Below are 16,483 nucleotides of genomic sequence, written 5' to 3'. Positions count from 1 at the left end.
AGTACGAAAGGAGTGTCTCATGAACCGATTCTTACGTCAGGCCGTGCTCGCCACTGCGTTGTGCGCACCCATGTTCGCGATGGCGGCCGCCCCGGTCATCGAGGTCTTCAAGAGCGAATCCTGCGGCTGCTGCGCGGCGTGGGTGGATCACCTGAAGGCCAATGGCTTTGCTCCCAAGGTGTCGAACGTCGCCAACCCGTCGGACTACCGCGAACGGGGTGGCATCCCCAACGAGCTGGGCTCGTGCCATACCGCGATGGTGCAAGGCTATGCGATCGAAGGACACGTGCCGGCGAGCGACGTCAGGCGGTTGCTGGCCGAAAAGCCGAAGGCAAAGGGACTGGCTGTGCCGGCCATGCCGCTCGGCTCCCCCGGCATGGAAGGCCCGCGCAAGGACCCGTTCGACGTCCTGCTGGTGCAGGCTAATGGCAAGACCCAGGTTTTCAAACACTACAACTGAACTCATTTTCTTCACCACTGAAAGGAATGAACATGAATGCTTTCTCGAAATTCACTCTCGCTATCACCCTGGCCGCCGCAGCTTCCGTGGCCGCTGCCCAGAACGGCGCGCATGGTGGCCATGGCGCTCACGACGCACATGCTGGGCATGCAGCGCCGGCGACCGCTGAACTCACCGATGGCGAAGTCAAGAAGATCGACAAGGAGGCCGGCAAGGTCACGCTGCGCCATGGCGAACTCAAAAATCTCAACATGTCGGCGATGACCATGGTATTCCGCGTCAAGGATCCGGCGATGCTTGACCAGGTGAAGGCGGGCGACAAGGTCAAGTTTGCAGCCGACCGCGTTAACGGTGCAGTCACGATCGTCCAGCTCCAGGCTGCCCAGTAACCAGCATCGATAAACCGGGGCTCGATAACGCCTGATCGCGTTATTTGAGCTCCGAGGAGACCAGCATGAAAACCAAATCCTTCTTTGCTGCAGCCGTCGCAGTTCTCGGACTGGTGGCCACTTCCGCCGCGTCCGCACACGCCAAACTCGAGTCGTCTGCGCCACTGGCCAATGCAACCGTGAGTCCGGCGCCTTCGCAGGTGCGCCTCCAGTTCAGCGAGCAGCTCGAGCTGCCGTTCAGCAAGGTCAAACTGATCGACGAGAAAGGTGCTGTTGTCGAGCCAAGCAAGACCGCGCTTGACGATGCAAATCCCAAAGTGCTTGTGGCGACAATTCCGACTCTGCATTCCGGAGCTTGGCGTGTCCAATGGTCTACGGTCACTCGGGACGGCCACAAGGTCAAAGGCCAGTTCGACTTCCGGGTAAAGTGACGTGGAGGCTGACCTCGCATTGGCTCAGCGGTTCGCCACGGTTGTCCTGAACCTGTCAATCGCCATACTCGTTGGAGCAAGTGCAGCCCATATCTGGCTGCGCAGGGCGCGATCGACATGGGGAATCGGTCTGGTTCCGCGCCTGCGCAAGGTCATGCTCTCTGCAGTCGCGGCGGCAGCGATGGCGTATGTCGCGGGGCTGTGGCTCGAAGCGGCATCGATGGCGGAGGTTCCGGTAAGCGAGGCCTTCCCTGCAGTACGGTCCGTCATCACCGCCACACATTACGGACTCGCCTGGATGATCGGCGCGGCAGCCCTGCTCGTCGCCGCCCTCACCCTCCGCATACGCAACGGTGTTCGGCCGAGTGCCGTAGCGCCGCTGATCCGTGCGGCCGCGCTCGGCGTACTGCTCTATGCCCGCAGTATGGTGAGCCACGCCGGCGCTGCAGGTGACTTCACCTGGGCTGTGCTGGTCGACTGGGTCCACCTTGTCCTGGTCAGCCTCTGGGTAGGCGAAGTCATCGTCGCCGGACTGGTCACGCTCCGCTCCCAGCCTGAATGGGAGTCAAAGAACCGCGGCGAATGCGCCCGCTTCATCACATCGCTGTCGACATCGGCCACTGTCGCCCTGGTCGGCATCTTCATCACGGGTGTCCTGAGCGCCTGGCGCGGACTGGGAAGCTTCGAGAACGTCCTCGATAATCCATACGGAACGAGCCTGCTCATCAAGGTCGGACTGGTGCTGTGCGCAGCCGCGCTGGGTGGCCTGAACCGGTTCGTCGTCATGCCGAAGCTGCTGGTACAACTGCGCAAACCAAAACGGGAAAGTGGCGCCAATGAGAAGTTCGCCATGATCCTTCAGCTCGAGGCGATCATCCTGGTGGCCGTGCTCATCGCAGCTGCCGTCCTGAGTTCCACCTCACCGCCAACGGCGTCGTGAGCACTTCATCATGAGGAATAATAATGAAAAACAAAACCATCCCGGCTCTCGTCCTGAGCGCTGCCCTCGTCGCGGTTTCCTCGGCAAGCCTGGCGGCGTCACCGAAAGAGACGCTCGCTGCCTTCCATGACGCCCTCACCAGTGGCGACAAGGCGAAGGCAATCAGCCTGCTATCGCCCGACATTGCGATCTATGAATCCGGCTACGTCGAGCGGTCGCGCGATGAGTACGCCAGCCATCATCTGGGCGGCGATATGGAATTCGCCAAAAACTCGGCCAGGAAAGTGCTGAAGCAAACCGAACGGGTCGATGGCAACACCGCCGTCGTTTGGGAGGAAACTGAAACCACGGGGACGTCGAAGGGGAAACCGGTGCACGTTTTTGGAACCGGCACGGCTGTCCTTGAAAAGAAAGGCGATACATGGTCCATCGTTCACGTGCATTGGTCGTCGAGGAAGGCCAAGTAAGCCATTCTGGCGTGGTTACCACCATCGCCACGCCCAGTACCGTACATCCCCTGCGCAACACGCACGAAGCCATTCCCGAACGGTACGGCGGAAGCATAGCAGTTCTGTTAAGGTTGCCAGTGTCGCCACGATGTGCAGTGTCCGGAACCCATGCCTGTTTTCCGAACAGCGCGCCCATGCTTCGAACGGTAGCGGATACTGTCCGGAAAGTGAACACGACCCGGCGGCCTGAGGGCAATCCACGACGTCGATACGGTCAGATACGACTCTAAGGACGACTGGGCTTGCCCACTGTTGGTGCGACCTCCATGGAAATCGCATAGGAGAAAGGAATGAAAGCTTCCGGTAAGCAGATTTTGACGATTGTCCTTGCCACAGTTGCGGTTCTGGTCGTTGCCGCTGCCGCGGTGCTAGGGTCGGGTATCTACAGTTTTGCGGCAGACGTGGACCACTCCAAGCCAGTGCTTTCCATGATCGAGTTTGCCCGCGATCGTTCAATCAGCACCCGTGTCGATGACATTAAGGTGCCGCCACTCGGAGAGCAGGAGCTCGTCACCAAGGGGGCGGGCAATTATGAGGCGATGTGCGCACAGTGCCACCAAGCACCAGGAAAAGGGCCTACAGAACTCAGCCGAGGCCTGTATCCGTCGCCACCCAACCTGGCGAGCCATGCCGTCGAGCCGGCCGCTGCTTTCTGGACGATCAAGCATGGTATCAAAGCGTCCGGCATGCCGGCGTGGGGCAAAAGCATGCAGGACCGCGATATCTGGAGTCTGGTGGCCTTCTTGCAGAAGCTGCCATCGATGGACCAGGTTGCGTACCGCAAGCTTGTCGAGCAAAGCGGTGGGCATTCGCATGGGGGCGCGTCGAGCGTCCGGCAGGGCGATGGTTCGGCGATGCAAAGTGCCGGACATGGGCCGAAGGAATAGAGCGAAGGCGGACACGCGCATTGAACGATGCGGCACCGCGGGGGCAGCCCTTCTCTGGTATGACAGCGCCCACGTAGCCTGGCCTGCGCAGCACCGGCACCAAGACGAACGGCCCGGGCGGCCAGGAAGACGGTAAATCAGGAATCACATCGACATCAGGAGGCTTCATGGAAAAGCAAGGTCATGACATGAAAATGGGGATGGGTTGGGGAAAATTCGCGGCGATGATCGTCACCTCGGTGGTCATCATGTTCTTCCTGATGTATCAGCTGGTGTACGTGTTCGATCATGTCTTCTTCGCCGTCAACCGGCTGGTCGCTTCCCTGGTGATGGGCTGTGTCATGACCGTCGTGATGCTGGGTTTTATGTGGTCGATGTACAAAGGCGCGCGCACCAAGCTTACGGTCCTGATAGTGGCGGCTGTCGCAGGCATTGCATTGCTTGCTGCGAATCGGGGCCAGGTTTTCATCGATGATGTGAAGTTCATGAAGTCGATGATTCCCCACCATTCGATTGCCATCAACAACGCGCGCAAGGCGAGTATCAGCGACCCCCGCGTGCGCAAGCTGGCGGACGGCATCATTGCTTCCCAGGTCAGGGAGATCGCTGAAATGAAAGCGCTCATCCAGGATATCGAGAGTAAGGGAACACGCGGCAACACCGCGCTGCCCGCCCGCTCCACTGAGCTGACGCCCGAGATGGAGCGACAAATCAGGGAGGATGTGCAATAGGACGCTGGCGATCCTGCAGGTCCGGAGGGACAGCAAACACGCACTAGTGTCCGATGACTTGGCTTCGCAGGAACGCCCGTGCCTGCTCGCTTGCCCAGATCGACCACCGATCAGGCAAGCGAGCAAACTACCATCGAATAAGCGGATCGAACATCCCGACATCCCCCACTTGCTTCCCTCACGACAGGGGCTGCTCTCAGGTCGTCATATCTTGAAATCGTCATACGCGATATCGGCATCCTGAACGCCAAGAGATCCCAGCATCTCACGTGAGGCCAACAGCATCGCCGGAGGGCCGCAGACGTAGAACTCGAGCGATGCGATGTCCGGGTGCGTGCGCAATCCCTCCAGCGCGGCTTCGTGTACAAGTCCCGCCGGCGCGCCGTCCTCCGCCCTTCCCTCGGACAGCACTAGGTGCCAATGGAAATTCGGGTGTTTCGCTGCGAACGCCCGCATCTCTTCCACATAAGGAGCATCGCGCCGGCTGCGCGCGCCGTACCAAAAGTGCAGCGGTTCGGTCGCGCCCTTGGTCAGGAGCTCATGGATCATGGCGCGCAATGGCGCCATCCCGGCGCCGCCGCCGATGAACACCTTCTCGCGCGATCCCGGCTTCAGTGCGAAATCGCCGAAGGGGCCGCTGAAGCGAACCTCGTCCCCCACCTTCAGGGTGTACATGTAGCCTGATCCCCTGCCCGGCCGTTCTCCAGGCATGAAGCGAACGAGGAAAGTCAGGTGCCAGCCTGCGCAATCGACCGGCACCGACACCGAGTACGACCTGCGTACCGGCGTGTCATTTGCGAGGCTCCCCAGCGTACCGATCGCACGCCAGTCATCCTGATGATGCTCCGGGACTTCCACATGGCTAACGTCCCGCTCGTAAGGAGGAACGTGGATCTGTACGTAAGCACCTGGACGGCAATCGACAAGGCCTTGGGGGCTTAAGGTGATCTCTCGCAGGAAGGGCGTGATCGGTTTGACGCTAGTGACTACCCCGACCCGCTCGGCCGGCATTGCCAAGGCATTTCCGATATCGACATCGAGGCTGCGCTTCACGGGAAGGTTGCAGGCCAACCTGTATCCCGCTTCGAGCTTCCGGGGCGACAGCAGCGCGCGGTCTGCGCTCGTAGGTTCGGGCGCCTGGCCGACGCATCTCACTTCGCACAGGCCGCAGCTTTGTCCGCCGCCGCAGTTCGACGGCAGCTGCAGTCCCGAGCGGGCAAGCGCCTGGAAGACGGTATCGCCCTGCACCGCCTCGACCGCGCGCTGCGTCGTGCCGCTGCCGTCGACCAGATTCACGGTACGGCGCCGGCGCCAGCGGCTCGGGACGAATTCCGCAAGCCGGATGCTGACGAACAGCAACCAGACACCCGTCAATGCCATCCACAGTCCACCGATCGCACTGCCGACGAGCAAAGGATTGTTGAAATTGGTCCGCTCGCTGTAGTCCATGATGTGGAGCATCCAGAACAGGTCGAACAGGCGCCAGGTATTGTTCCTGTGTTCGAGCACCGCTCCCGACCGGCTGGAGACATAGACGGAGGTCTCATCCGCGTCGTCGAAATCGACGCGCCAGACGGGCTCCTTGTGGGCGCGAGCCTCGAGCGTGAAGTTCAGCAGGCGCGGTCTTCCGGCTTTTCCACTTCCAGAATAGGACGCATGGGCGATTTCCCTTGCCAGGCTGGCGTCCACCGCCACCGCCTTTCCGTCCGCCGCGCTGACGAGCCAGCTGCGCTTGTCGTTCTGGAGACGATATACGGGCCGCTCGAGCAGCCAGCCTGACGTAATCGCCATGACGTTTTCCCGGCTGGCCGCAAGCACGGAGTCCGTGCTGAGTACATCACGAGGCCATGCAGGCGGCGCCGGCGGCTTGATGCGGAATTCGCGTCCCTGCACCTTGTTCGCGTCGAGCAGGCTCATGACGACTCCGCTCGACATCCACAGCAGGAACTGGATCGCCAGGATCACCCCGACCCACTTGTGCAATCGTCTCATCCAATGGCTCATGCCTGCTTCCTCCGGTTGAAGCTGTAGAAGAGCAGCCATCCGCCGCTGAGGGCGAACAGCAGGCCGGTGATTGACGCCGTGCGCAGCAGCGTGTTGTTCACGTTCTCGCGTTCCTCGTAGTCCATGATGTGGAACATCCACAGGAAGTCGAACCAGCGCCACAGTTCATGACGCCGGGCCACCAGGTCGCCGGTATGCGGGGAAAAGTACAGTGTCGTCAGGCCTGGCTCGTCGTAATGGACAGCCCACAGCGGTACGGGCCGTGATCCGACTTCCTGGGGCGCCTTCGTCACCCATTCGACGCCCTTGATACTGCCCTCACCCACGTAGGCCGCATCGGCCAGGGCAACGATCTGATCGCGATCGAGTGGGCTGATCTTCTGGCCGCTGGCGGCATCCACCAGGCTCGTTTGTTTGCCCTGCTTGATCTCGTAGACCTCCTTGCCAAGCAGGCTTTTCATGCGAACGGCGGTCAGGCCCGGGTAGGCCTCGTGCAGGCGAGCCTGGCTGATACGGGTGGCTGACGGGTTAAGCCTCTCAGTCGGGACGTGGGCCAGGTGGTCGCCGTGGATGACCTCCAGCGGGACCACGACCATATAAAGGCCACTGATCATCCAGAGCAGCGCCTGCACACCGATGACGAGTCCGATCCATTTGTGGGCGCGTCGCACCCAGAAAGCTAATTGCATAGTTGTTCTAATAAGTAAGTTACCCGTTCAGCCGGGCGACCGGCGCGAAGCATACATGCTTACAGGCCGCCCGGCATCATTGGAAGGCTAGAACTTGTAGCCCAGGCGTACGTGCCAGCGACGCCCCAACAGGTCGTAGGTCATCGTATCGGTATTTCCGTCAGTCCAGCTCTGGATATACGGAGGACGCTTGTCGAACAGGTTGTCGACCCCAAACGAAAGTGCCATCGCTTTGTTGAACGCGTACTTCACGCTGGCGTTGTGGTACGCGATGCTTGGTGCGCGGGAGCCGATGTCCTCCGGTGCGGCGTTGATGTCGTCCGCCTTGCCGATGTACTGGACCGTATAGGAACCGGACCACGGCCCGTTGGACGCCGTCAGGGACGCCGTCGACCGCCACTTGGCATAGCTTCCGCGCCCGCCCGTGATCTTGCCGGCGTATTCGATGACCTCGCCGCCTGGGAATGGGGTCACGTCGAAGCGGTTGAGGCGGGACACGTCAGCCGTGATGGACGACGTCCATCCGAACAGGGTGAAGTCGTACATGGCGCCGAAATCCAGGCCTGCGACCTTCTGCTGGGCCGCGTTCTCCGGCTGGGAAGACAGGAAGTTGATCTCACCGGTGCGTGGATCGCGGGTGAAGCTCGAAGGACGGCAGAAGATGTGGGACAGTCCAGGCGAGTTGTAGCACACCGACAGTTTGGTCGATCCCGGAACCGTCTCAATGGCGTTGTCGATCTCGATGTTGAAGTAGTCGAGGGTCAGCGTCAGCGCCTTGGAAGGCGTCCACACCATCCCGACCGTGAAGGTGTCCGCCTCCTCCGGTTTTAGATTCTGGTTGCCGCCGCCCGTTGTGAGGATCGACGGACCAAACTGCCTGAAGCCGACTGGGACACCCGAGGCCTGGCAGTTCTTGTAAACCGCCGAGTTCGGATCGAGCGTATTCCAGTTGTTGCATGGGTCGGTCGTCGTCAGGTTGCCCTCTGAAACCCCTCCGAACAGCTCAGGCACATTCGGGACGCGGAAGGCCGTAGACCTGTTCGCACGCATTTTCAGCGCCGGCATTACCTGCCAGTCGAGACCCAGCTTGTAAGTGCCCTGCGAGCCGAACAGGCTGTAGTCTGAATAGCGGGCAGCCGCATTCATGGTCAGCGACTGTACCAGCGGCAGCTTGGCCAGCAAGGGAACAGACAGTTCGGCAAACACCTCGCGCGCGCTGTACTGGCCCGCAATCGGGTCCATGGCGTTCGTGTTGGCTGCACCGGACACGATCAGGCTGTCCGGGTCGCGCCAGCCTTTCTCGCGACGGTATTCGAAGCCGGACGCGAACCCGACCGGCCCCGCGGGCATCGAGAACAGCTCGCCGCTGATGCTGGCATTAAAGCTCTTCTGGTCATTGCCGCCATGGTCGCGCGTCGTGAAGTGGATGTACTCCAGCACCGCCGGGCTCAAATTGCCATAGCCAAGGTAATTACCGCAGGGAGCGGAGGTCGGCGTCCGGCCGCAGGTTGCTACGTTCAGCGTCGCATCGACCCGGTCTAGGTTGATGATGTTCGTCATCCCGTCCAGGCCCGTGTTGCGACCCCAGTTGAGGGACGCCGACCAGTCCCACTTGTCGCCAAGAGCGCCTTTCAAGCCGGCAACGATGCGGAAGGTGTTCGTTTACTGGAAAAAGTAGCGTGGCCCGACCTCGGCTACCCTGCGCCGCTCTAGCGTCAGGTTCTGCCCGGTCGGGTTGATCGGATGGCTCGCAGCGATCTCGATCGGGCGGTAGACGCCGATCGCGCCCGGCGTCGCGAGCTGCTCGGACTTCCGGTTCGTGAACATGAGCTCGCTGAACATGTCCACCCGGTCGGTCAGGCGCATATTGCCGAAGGCACTGACGCCGACACGCTTGATCGGGTTGACCGCGTTCAGGAACGGATTGCTGTTGTAGGCGTGCTTGGCTGCGCTGTAGGTCTCGAAACCGCCTGGGTTCCCGTTCGGATCCTGGTTAAAGTTGACGCGGCGGCCGTCTGCGAGCCGGGCACGGCCGCCGATGGTGGACGAGCTGCCGGAGCAGACCAGTTCGCCATCATCTTCGAACAGGGAGCAAGGAGCCCGCGACGCCAGGTTGACGGCGCCGCTTTCGGAGTAGTTCAGCGACCCCATCAGCGAACCGCGCTCGCTCCGGGTGCCCCATACGAGATCCGCGGACTTCTCGTCGCCATCGCCGCGTTCCGTCTTGCCATAGCGGACGGAGGCTTCTACACCGTCGATCGCCTTCTTGGTGATGATGTTGACGACACCGGCAACGGCATCGGCGCCGTAGATCGCCGATGCGCCGTCCTTCAGCACCTCGATCCGTTCGATCATCGCGACCGGGATCATGTTCAGGTCGACCGAGCTGTTGGCGCCCGTCCCGCCCGACACCACGCGGCGCCCGTTCAGGAGGACCAGGGTGCGGTCGATGCCGAGGCCGCGCAGGTTGACCTGCGTGGTGCCATAGCCGTTGCTGGTCCAGTAGGCGCTGCTCTGGTTCCCCGCCGTGCCCGCGGACGATGGCAGACGCTGGAGCAGCGTCTCGACCGAGATCGCGCCCGAGCGCTGGATGGTTTCCGCGTCGATCACGGTCACCGGGCCGACACCGGACAGCTGCTCCTGTCGCAGGTTGATACGGCTGCCCGTGATCTGGACCCGCTCCATCCCGGTGGCTTGGGTGTTCTCGCTGGTAGCGGGCTGCTGTGCATGAGCGCTCTGCTGCAAGACCAGCATTGCGAGCGCAGCTGTCGTTCTTGGGACGTATTTGTGAACCATTTACCCTCCGGGGTTATTTTTGTAAAAGCAATAAGACCGCAACGGTGACAGCTTCGGTTGCGGCATATGGTGGGGTGAGGCAATCGATTACTGCTTGTATATACAATTCGCAGCATTTTTAATGTAGCGCGATTTCTACCAATAAGCAATAAACACGCATTTATACAACAATTCACCGAATAAAATTTCAAAGCGAGCGAATGCGCCGGCGCAAATTCGCGCCGACGTGAGCCTACTTGGTGGCGGGGGGAGGTTACGTCTCCTGCCCTGCCGCCTGTCCCTGCTCAGGTCACGATCATGCGGCAAGCATCCGGCGGCATTCTTCGGCACACCGGCGGCAGGCCGCGGCGCACTCCTGGCAATGCTGCATCTGATGCTTGCCACACTCTTCGGCACACATGTCGCAAAGCGCGGCGCATGCCTCGCAGACGAGCTTGGCCGCTTCGCTGCCCCGTGCCATCATGGCGGCAGCGACCCGGCAGAGTTGAGCGCAATCGATGTCGAGTGCGATGCAGCGGGACATCATCTTTACGTCCTCCTCGTGCAGGCAGGCGGCGGCACACATGTCGCACGCATCCGCACAGTCATTGCAGGCCTCGATACAGGTTTCGTGTTGCTGGTTCATGGTGATCTCCTAAAATGGTTGGTCTCGGTCTCTATCAGGACAAAACTTTTGCGCGCCGCGAAACGATGCCGCGCCGCGGGTCAATCAGAACCAAAGGCGTACGCCCGCCACCGCCTGGACTTCGCTCCTGCCCCAGCCACGCTGTCGCGTGTAATCAGCGGTTCCGCCAAACTGCCGGTTCCAGGTGACGCCGATGTATGGCGCGAACTTGCGCGTGATTTCGTAGCGCAGCCGCAAGCCCATGTTGATGTCGGATAGGCCTTTCCCAGTGGCCCGCTCGGGATCCGCGCGGCTGTACAGGTTCGCGCCAAGCTCGGGCTCGAGGATCAGACGGGGCGTGAACAGGATTTCGTACTTCACATTGAGGCGCGCGGCGAGGCCGCTTCCGGGCCGCCAGTACGCGGTGGCCTCGGTCTCGAACCAGTAAGGGGCCAACCCCTGCACCCCGACGGCAAGCCAGTTCCTTCCGCCACCCTCACCGCTGTCGTGCCGCACACCCAACTGGGTACTCCAGAACGGTGCGAATGCCCGGTCCCACAGTAGCTCGGTGCGGGACGATTCGAGCGAGCCGCCCCGGCGCTCTGCTTCGACTTTGAGCCAGGCCTTGTTATAGTCATTGCCGTACCAAACCTCGGCCTCGAGGTTCTGACCGTGTTCGCCATCGCCTTTGGCTGCTTCGAGCTTGTCGAACAGTACCTTCCCAAACGGAGCGTTGTCGTTCATTTCGTGGTTGCCGAAGGTGGCGTGGCGCGTTCCCTCGTTATAGGCGTTCGGATCGCGGGCGTCGGGCGGAGGGTCGCCTCCCTGCATGGGTCCCATTTGCATCGCATGACCCGCCATGGCGGCCTGCGGCTTGACGGCACGTTCATGGCCAGCGCTTCCTGCTGCAGGAGCGGCACCGTGTCCCATCGCTGAGTGATCCATTCCGGGCATGGCCCCTGGGGTGGGCTGGGCCTGCGGCTTCGTGGGAGCTGCCGGTTGTGCTGCGTGACCCGTATGGCCGGTATGGCCGGTAGCGTGACCCTGGTGTTCCGTCGCCGGCGCTGGCGGGGCCTTCTGCGCTGCGTCTGGAGTGTCGGCATGTCCAGCGTGGCCAGCAGCATTCGACTCAGCCGGATTGGGCGGCGCCTGCTGCGGCGACTTCTTGCTGGCCGGCGCGGGTGTCCCGTGTCCCATCTTCGAGTGATCCATGGTCGACATGTCGTGACCGCGGGTAGACTGGGGCGGCTGGGATGAAGCTGCCGTCTGTGCCGCAGCGTGCGCCGCAAGCAGGTACGCCAGCGCGAGCGCGCAAGGCGCAGGTTTGATCGATGTGTTTTTCATGATACGACGACCTCCCTGAACATCCCGGCTTCCATGTGGTACAGCAGATGGCAGTGGTAAGCCCAATGGCCGGGCGCATCGGCCGTGACCCGGTAGGTGATCCTTTGCGCAGGCTGTACATTGATCGTGTGCTTGCGAACCTGGAATTTCCCGTCGGGAGACTCCAGCTCGCTCCACATGCCATGCAAGTGGATCGGATGGTTCATCATCGTGTCGTTCACGAGCACGATACGCAGCCGCTCCCCGAAGCGGAAGCGGATCGGTAAGGATTCGGAGAACTTCTGGCCATCGAACGACCACATGAAACGTTCCATGTTCCCGGTCAGGTGAAGCTCAATTTCCCGGCTCGGTTCCCGTGGATCGACCGGCCCGCCGATCGTGCGCAGGTCGGCATAGGTCAGGACGCGCCGGCCGTTGTCGCGCAGGTTGACGCCGGGGTCGTCGAGGTTCGTGCGCGGCATGTCGACGTGCATGTCGACGCCAGGGCCGTATTCGGAGCGCGCATGCGTCACCTTCGGCGGATGGCCCGCTGCCGGCGCGCCGGGCGTGGGCATCTGTGCGTGCCCGGCGTGCGAATCGGCTTGCGCCGCCATCGGCATGTCGTGTCCCTGATGCACTGAGGCAGCGCCTGCCGCCGCTGCCGCTGGCGATCCACCCATCGGCTGTGCGTGCCCACCCATCGCATTGCCGCCCGCGGCACCCGAACCATGCATGCCTGACATGGCCATCGCGCCCATCATGTCGGTCATGCTGAGCCACTGCGCTTCGTCCATTTCCGGCACCGGAGCCTGCATTCCCGGCCGGGGTGCAAGCGTGGCCCGAACGAAGCTCGATCGCCCGATCGACTGCGCGAAGATCGTGTACGCCTGGTCGCCCTCTGGTTCGACGATGACGTCGTAGGTTTCGGCGACCGATATCCGGAATTCGTCGACAGTGACGGGTTCGACATCCTGTCCGTCCGCGGAGACGACGGTCATTTTCAAACCCGGGATGCGCACGTCGAAGATGGTCGTCGCGGCGCCGTTGATGAAGCGCAGGCGCACTCGTTCGTTGGGGCGGAACAGGCCGGTCCAGTTCATCTCTGCTGTGGCGCCGTTGATGAGGTAACGCAGTGCCCCGCTGATATTCCGGCTGGCCGTCACATCGCTGAAGTCGGTCGGCATCATGCGCATCTGGTTCCACATCTTGCGCTTGTCCACGGCGGCGGCGAATCCCATGCTCCGTACGTCCCGAACGAACTCGCCGAAGGTCGGCTGCTTGTTGTTGAAGAAGTCGCTCATCTTCTTCAGGTTGGCCAGCACCCGCTCCGGCTTCTCGTCCGTCCAGTCCGACAGCATGACGACGTAATCGCGCTCGGCCTGGACCCGCTCACCGGCTTTCGGCAGGACGACGATCGGGCCGTACAAGCCGAGCTGTTCCTGAAGTCCAGAATGGCTGTGATACCAGTACGTACCGCTCTGCTTGACCTCGAACCGGTAGGTAAATGTCTGCCCTGGCTGGATCCCCGCGAAACTCAGCCCCGGCACGCCATCCATGTCGGCGGGGACAAGGATGCCGTGCCAGTGAATCGAGCTGACCGTCGACAATCGGTTGGTGACCCGGATCGTCACGGTATCGCCCTCGTTCCAGTAGAGGGTGGGCGCCGGCACCTGGCCATTGACCGCGATGGCGATGCGGTCTGCTCCGGTGAAGTTGACAGGCATCGGTCCGATCTCGAGATCGAAACTGGTACCGCGAAGATGGCGCCTGTCCTGCGCGGCAAACAGCGCGCCAGGACTGAAACCCGCGAGGCCTATTGCTGCGCCCAGCCCTTGCAGGAAGCGGCGGCGCCAGCTGCTTGTGCAGCCGTCCGTAACTACTAAACGTTTCATATGGTTCTCCGATTCGACATGCGACTTCTGGCGCAGTAATCTGCGCGATTCGGCCCCAAACCTTCCCCATGCCGGTAACCAGGGACGCGGACACTCCTGCCCCGCGGCGGATAGCCACCAGGACACGACTCGGTTGTTTGATCTGATTTGTTTGAACGCGTGCCCGGTCAGGTTGACTCGTTCGTGCAGGCGCGAGCGCAGGCACGGGCCGGTCCCGGAAATCAGGAACGCATCGCCGGCGTTAGCCGTGAAGGATTACGCCGCGATTGACGCGGCAGCGCGTGGAGGTCGTTCGATCCGGGCGGGGACATGCCCGGTGAATGAAGAGGAGGAAAATTGCAGGGCAGTGCTGACCGCTTCCTCGACCGCAGTCACGGCCATTACAGGCGGCGGGGCGTAGGCGCCAATGGAGCAGCTTGCACAGGTACTGCAGCCGGACTTCGCATGCGAGCCGTCGTCATCGCAGTCTTGATCAGGCGATGCGACCCTCTGCACCGGCGCAGCAGAATGTACGTGCGCGCCATCAAGCCCCTCGACGGCCGCCGTCGCCTCCATCTGCATGCCGCTGGCATGATCGGCTTGGACGGTAAAAGGCTGATGCGCCATGCCGCACTCAAACCTCGCTACTCCCGCAATGCTCTGCAAAGGGAGGGAGACGATGAGTAGGCACAAGAAAAATGTTCGGAGCCTGGCGCGCATATGGTCAATGTAGCATGCTCCCGGGAGAGCGTGCACACAATTCCGTGACGCTGCCCGGGCCACTCTTCGCCGCACTCACCCAGTTCGCAAGCGTCCCTTTCGGGATCCCGATCTGCTCGGCCGCTTCCTCCTGGACAATCCTTGCTCCAGCAGCTTTACTGCCTCGGCCCAGAAATCCGGCAGGTATGTCTTCGAGTCATGTGTTTGCTCCTTCCGCAAGACACGATCAATAGTTCCTCGTCACACCCTGCATGCCTTGGCAGATACGGCACTTCCATTAAGGCCCATTCAATTGACAAAGACATAGGGCGGGCCTAGACTTCGCACTGACCATGAGACTTTCACGCACATCCCGACTAGTTGCCGCGACAATAGTGCTGTTCAGCATATTGTTTATGCAGCTTGCTGTGTCGGCTTATGCGTGCCCAGCGCTGGGTCTGGGGCAGGACAGTCAGATGACCTCGTCTGTGCAGACCATGTCAGCCGATATGGTCCCATGCGAAGACATGGATAAGGAACAGCCGAATCTGTGCCATGCGTCCCACCAGACAGATAAGCAATCGCTCGACAAGCCTGCGACGCCACCTTTGGCAGCTTTCGTTGCTGTCGGCTACGGTCTTCCGATAAGCCTGAAAGTAATTTCGTTCGAGCGCTTTCTCGGCGGATTAACTCCTGCTTTCCTCGCGCGCGCGACGGCTCCGCCTATTGCCATTCGCAACTGCTGCTTCCGAATTTGATCCTTCAGTCTGCTTGATCCTTCATCGCTGCGCTTCGGCGCGGGCGGTGTTACTCAATGCATTCTGGAGGTTTCATGCTTTCCCAACATATCAAAGCGCGCCACCCCGCGCCTCGTCCGGCTGTTCGGTCTCTCCGAGCAGTACTCTTTATTGTATTCACAGTATCGGTCGTCGTTACCAACGCCACCGTTGCCAGCGAACGGGTACTGACGCTGGTTGAAGCCCAGCAGCGGGCGGTCGAACGATCCCGATTGTTGGCGGCGAAGGACCAGGCTGTCCTGTCTGCGAGGGAGATGTCGGTCGCTGCCGGTCAGCTCCCCGATCCGGTCTTGAAGGCCGGTATCGACAACCTGCCGATCAATGGACAAGATCGCTTCAGCTTGACGCGCGACTTCATGACGATGCGACGCGTCGGCGTGATGCAAGAGCTGACGCGTACCGATAAACGTCGCCTGCGTGCACAACGATTTGAACGCGAAGCGGAAAAGTCGATGGCGGACAAAGCTGCCACGACCGCGACAATCGAACGCGAGACCGCGCTGGCCTGGCTGGACCGCTACTACGCCGAAGCCATGTCGACTGCAATAGCCGAACAGCTAAAGCAGGCGAAGCTGGAGATCCAAGGGGCGGAGTCCGCTTATCGGGCCGGCCGGGGCAACCAGGCAGACATCTTCACCTCACGAAGCGCACTCGCTTCCCTGGAAGACAAGGCAAGCGATATCAAGCGCCGCATCGGTAACGCCAACATCTCGTTGGCTCGATGGATTGGCGATGCAGCTCAGTTGCCGCTCGGGGACAAGCCGGCAGTCGACGCCGTCCGCCTGGACGAGGCAACACTTGAGGACCAGCTCGGTCACCATCCGGAGCTGGCCGTGCTCGCCAAACAGGAAGATATTGCAACGACAGAAGCGCAGCTTGCAAAGGCGAACAAGAAGGCGGACTGGAGCGTCGAGGTCGCAGTGCAAAAACGCGGCCCAGGGTATTCGGACATGCTGTCGGTCGGCCTTTCGGTGCCCCTGCAGTGGGACCAGAAAAACCGCCAGGACCGCGAACTGTCGTCGAAGCTGGCCCAGGTCGAGCAAGCAAGGGCGGAACGCGAGGACGCTCTGCGCGCCCATGTCGCTGAAGTGCGGGCCATGTTGAACGAGTGGCACACAAACAGGCAGCGACAGATCCGCTACGAGCAAGAACTGATCCCTTTTGCTCGCTCCAGGACCGAAGCGTCGCTTGCCTCTTACCGGGGCGGCAAGGCCACGCTGGCAGATGTCCTCGTCGCGCGGCGCAGTGAAATCGATGTGCGCTTGCAGGCTTTACAGCTCGGACAGGAAACCGATCGCCTGTGGGCGCAACTTAATTTTCTTTTCCCGCAATACGGCATGTCCAGCCGCTGAG

Annotated in this window: 17 protein-coding genes; 9 read left to right on the top strand and 8 right to left on the bottom strand. The window is 61.5% G+C overall.

Annotated features, from left to right (window positions below):
- Nucleotides 1–19 precede the first annotated feature (19 nt).
- From AB3347_RS18420 to AB3347_RS18390, 7 genes are all read left to right on the top strand, one after another.
- A complete protein-coding gene (locus tag AB3347_RS18420; protein WP_369093167.1) occupies nucleotides 20–460 on the top strand; it encodes a DUF411 domain-containing protein in 441 nt (146 codons plus the stop codon).
- A gap of 32 nt (nucleotides 461–492) precedes the next feature.
- Nucleotides 493–849 carry a copper-binding protein gene (locus AB3347_RS18415; protein ID WP_369093166.1) on the top strand — a complete coding sequence of 119 codons (357 nt, stop codon included), beginning with the start codon at nucleotides 493–495 and terminating at the stop codon, nucleotides 847–849.
- Between the two features lie 65 nt (nucleotides 850–914).
- Nucleotides 915–1,280: a copper homeostasis periplasmic binding protein CopC gene (gene copC / locus AB3347_RS18410; RefSeq protein ID WP_369093165.1), complete on the top strand. Its 366-nt coding sequence runs from the start codon at nucleotides 915–917 to the stop codon at nucleotides 1,278–1,280.
- 1 nt (nucleotide 1,281) lies between these two features.
- On the top strand, nucleotides 1,282–2,220 hold the full coding sequence (locus tag AB3347_RS18405) for a copper resistance D family protein (protein ID WP_369093164.1): 939 nt from the start codon (nucleotides 1,282–1,284) through the stop codon (nucleotides 2,218–2,220).
- Nucleotides 2,221–2,243: 23 nt separating this feature from the next.
- A complete protein-coding gene (locus AB3347_RS18400) occupies nucleotides 2,244–2,687 on the top strand; it encodes a DUF4440 domain-containing protein (protein ID WP_369093163.1) in 444 nt (147 codons plus the stop codon).
- 332 nt (nucleotides 2,688–3,019) lie between these two features.
- Entirely contained in the window at nucleotides 3,020–3,616 is a 597-nt protein-coding gene (locus AB3347_RS18395; protein WP_369093162.1) for a cytochrome c, read from the top strand.
- Nucleotides 3,617–3,783: 167 nt separating this feature from the next.
- Nucleotides 3,784–4,347, top strand: coding sequence for a DUF305 domain-containing protein (locus tag AB3347_RS18390; protein ID WP_369093161.1), 564 nt, complete (start codon nucleotides 3,784–3,786; stop codon nucleotides 4,345–4,347).
- A gap of 204 nt (nucleotides 4,348–4,551) precedes the next feature.
- On the opposite strand, the gene AB3347_RS18385 is transcribed toward AB3347_RS18390, so the two are convergent.
- From AB3347_RS18385 to AB3347_RS18350, 8 genes are all read right to left on the bottom strand, one after another.
- Nucleotides 4,552–6,351, bottom strand: a complete 1,800-nt coding sequence (locus AB3347_RS18385; protein ID WP_369093160.1) for a 2Fe-2S iron-sulfur cluster-binding protein — start codon at nucleotides 6,349–6,351, stop codon at nucleotides 4,552–4,554.
- Entirely contained in the window at nucleotides 6,348–7,040 is a 693-nt protein-coding gene (locus AB3347_RS18380; protein WP_369093159.1) for a PepSY domain-containing protein, read from the bottom strand. The genes AB3347_RS18385 and AB3347_RS18380 overlap by 4 nt, the downstream gene beginning before the upstream one ends.
- Before the next feature lie 87 nt (nucleotides 7,041–7,127).
- Nucleotides 7,128–8,675 carry a TonB-dependent receptor gene (locus tag AB3347_RS18375; RefSeq protein WP_369093158.1) on the bottom strand — a complete coding sequence of 516 codons (1,548 nt, stop codon included), beginning with the start codon at nucleotides 8,673–8,675 and terminating at the stop codon, nucleotides 7,128–7,130.
- 27 nt (nucleotides 8,676–8,702) lie between these two features.
- Nucleotides 8,703–9,836 carry a TonB-dependent receptor plug domain-containing protein gene (locus tag AB3347_RS18370; protein WP_369093157.1) on the bottom strand — a complete coding sequence of 378 codons (1,134 nt, stop codon included), beginning with the start codon at nucleotides 9,834–9,836 and terminating at the stop codon, nucleotides 8,703–8,705.
- A 295-nt stretch (nucleotides 9,837–10,131) separates the two neighbouring features.
- Nucleotides 10,132–10,461 carry a four-helix bundle copper-binding protein gene (locus AB3347_RS18365; RefSeq protein WP_369093156.1) on the bottom strand — a complete coding sequence of 110 codons (330 nt, stop codon included), beginning with the start codon at nucleotides 10,459–10,461 and terminating at the stop codon, nucleotides 10,132–10,134.
- 84 nt (nucleotides 10,462–10,545) lie between these two features.
- Nucleotides 10,546–11,784: a copper resistance protein B gene (locus tag AB3347_RS18360; protein WP_369093155.1), complete on the bottom strand. Its 1,239-nt coding sequence runs from the start codon at nucleotides 11,782–11,784 to the stop codon at nucleotides 10,546–10,548.
- Nucleotides 11,781–13,655: a copper resistance system multicopper oxidase gene (locus AB3347_RS18355; protein WP_369093154.1), complete on the bottom strand. Its 1,875-nt coding sequence runs from the start codon at nucleotides 13,653–13,655 to the stop codon at nucleotides 11,781–11,783. The genes AB3347_RS18360 and AB3347_RS18355 overlap by 4 nt, the downstream gene beginning before the upstream one ends.
- A 255-nt stretch (nucleotides 13,656–13,910) precedes the next feature.
- Nucleotides 13,911–14,261 carry a hypothetical protein gene (locus tag AB3347_RS18350; RefSeq protein WP_369093153.1) on the bottom strand — a complete coding sequence of 117 codons (351 nt, stop codon included), beginning with the start codon at nucleotides 14,259–14,261 and terminating at the stop codon, nucleotides 13,911–13,913.
- Nucleotides 14,262–14,860: 599 nt separating this feature from the next.
- Between AB3347_RS18350 and AB3347_RS18345 the strand changes: the two genes are divergently transcribed.
- Nucleotides 14,861–15,091, top strand: coding sequence for a hypothetical protein (locus AB3347_RS18345; RefSeq protein WP_369093152.1), 231 nt, complete (start codon nucleotides 14,861–14,863; stop codon nucleotides 15,089–15,091).
- 74 nt (nucleotides 15,092–15,165) lie between these two features.
- Entirely contained in the window at nucleotides 15,166–16,482 is a 1,317-nt protein-coding gene (locus tag AB3347_RS18340; protein WP_369093151.1) for a TolC family protein, read from the top strand.
- Nucleotide 16,483 lies beyond the last annotated feature (1 nt).

Origin of the sequence: Massilia sp. X63 (genome assembly GCF_041023745.1) — a bacterium.
Lineage (GTDB): Bacteria > Pseudomonadota > Gammaproteobacteria > Burkholderiales > Burkholderiaceae_D > Telluria.
This window is presented reverse-complemented; position numbering and strand designations above follow the sequence as displayed.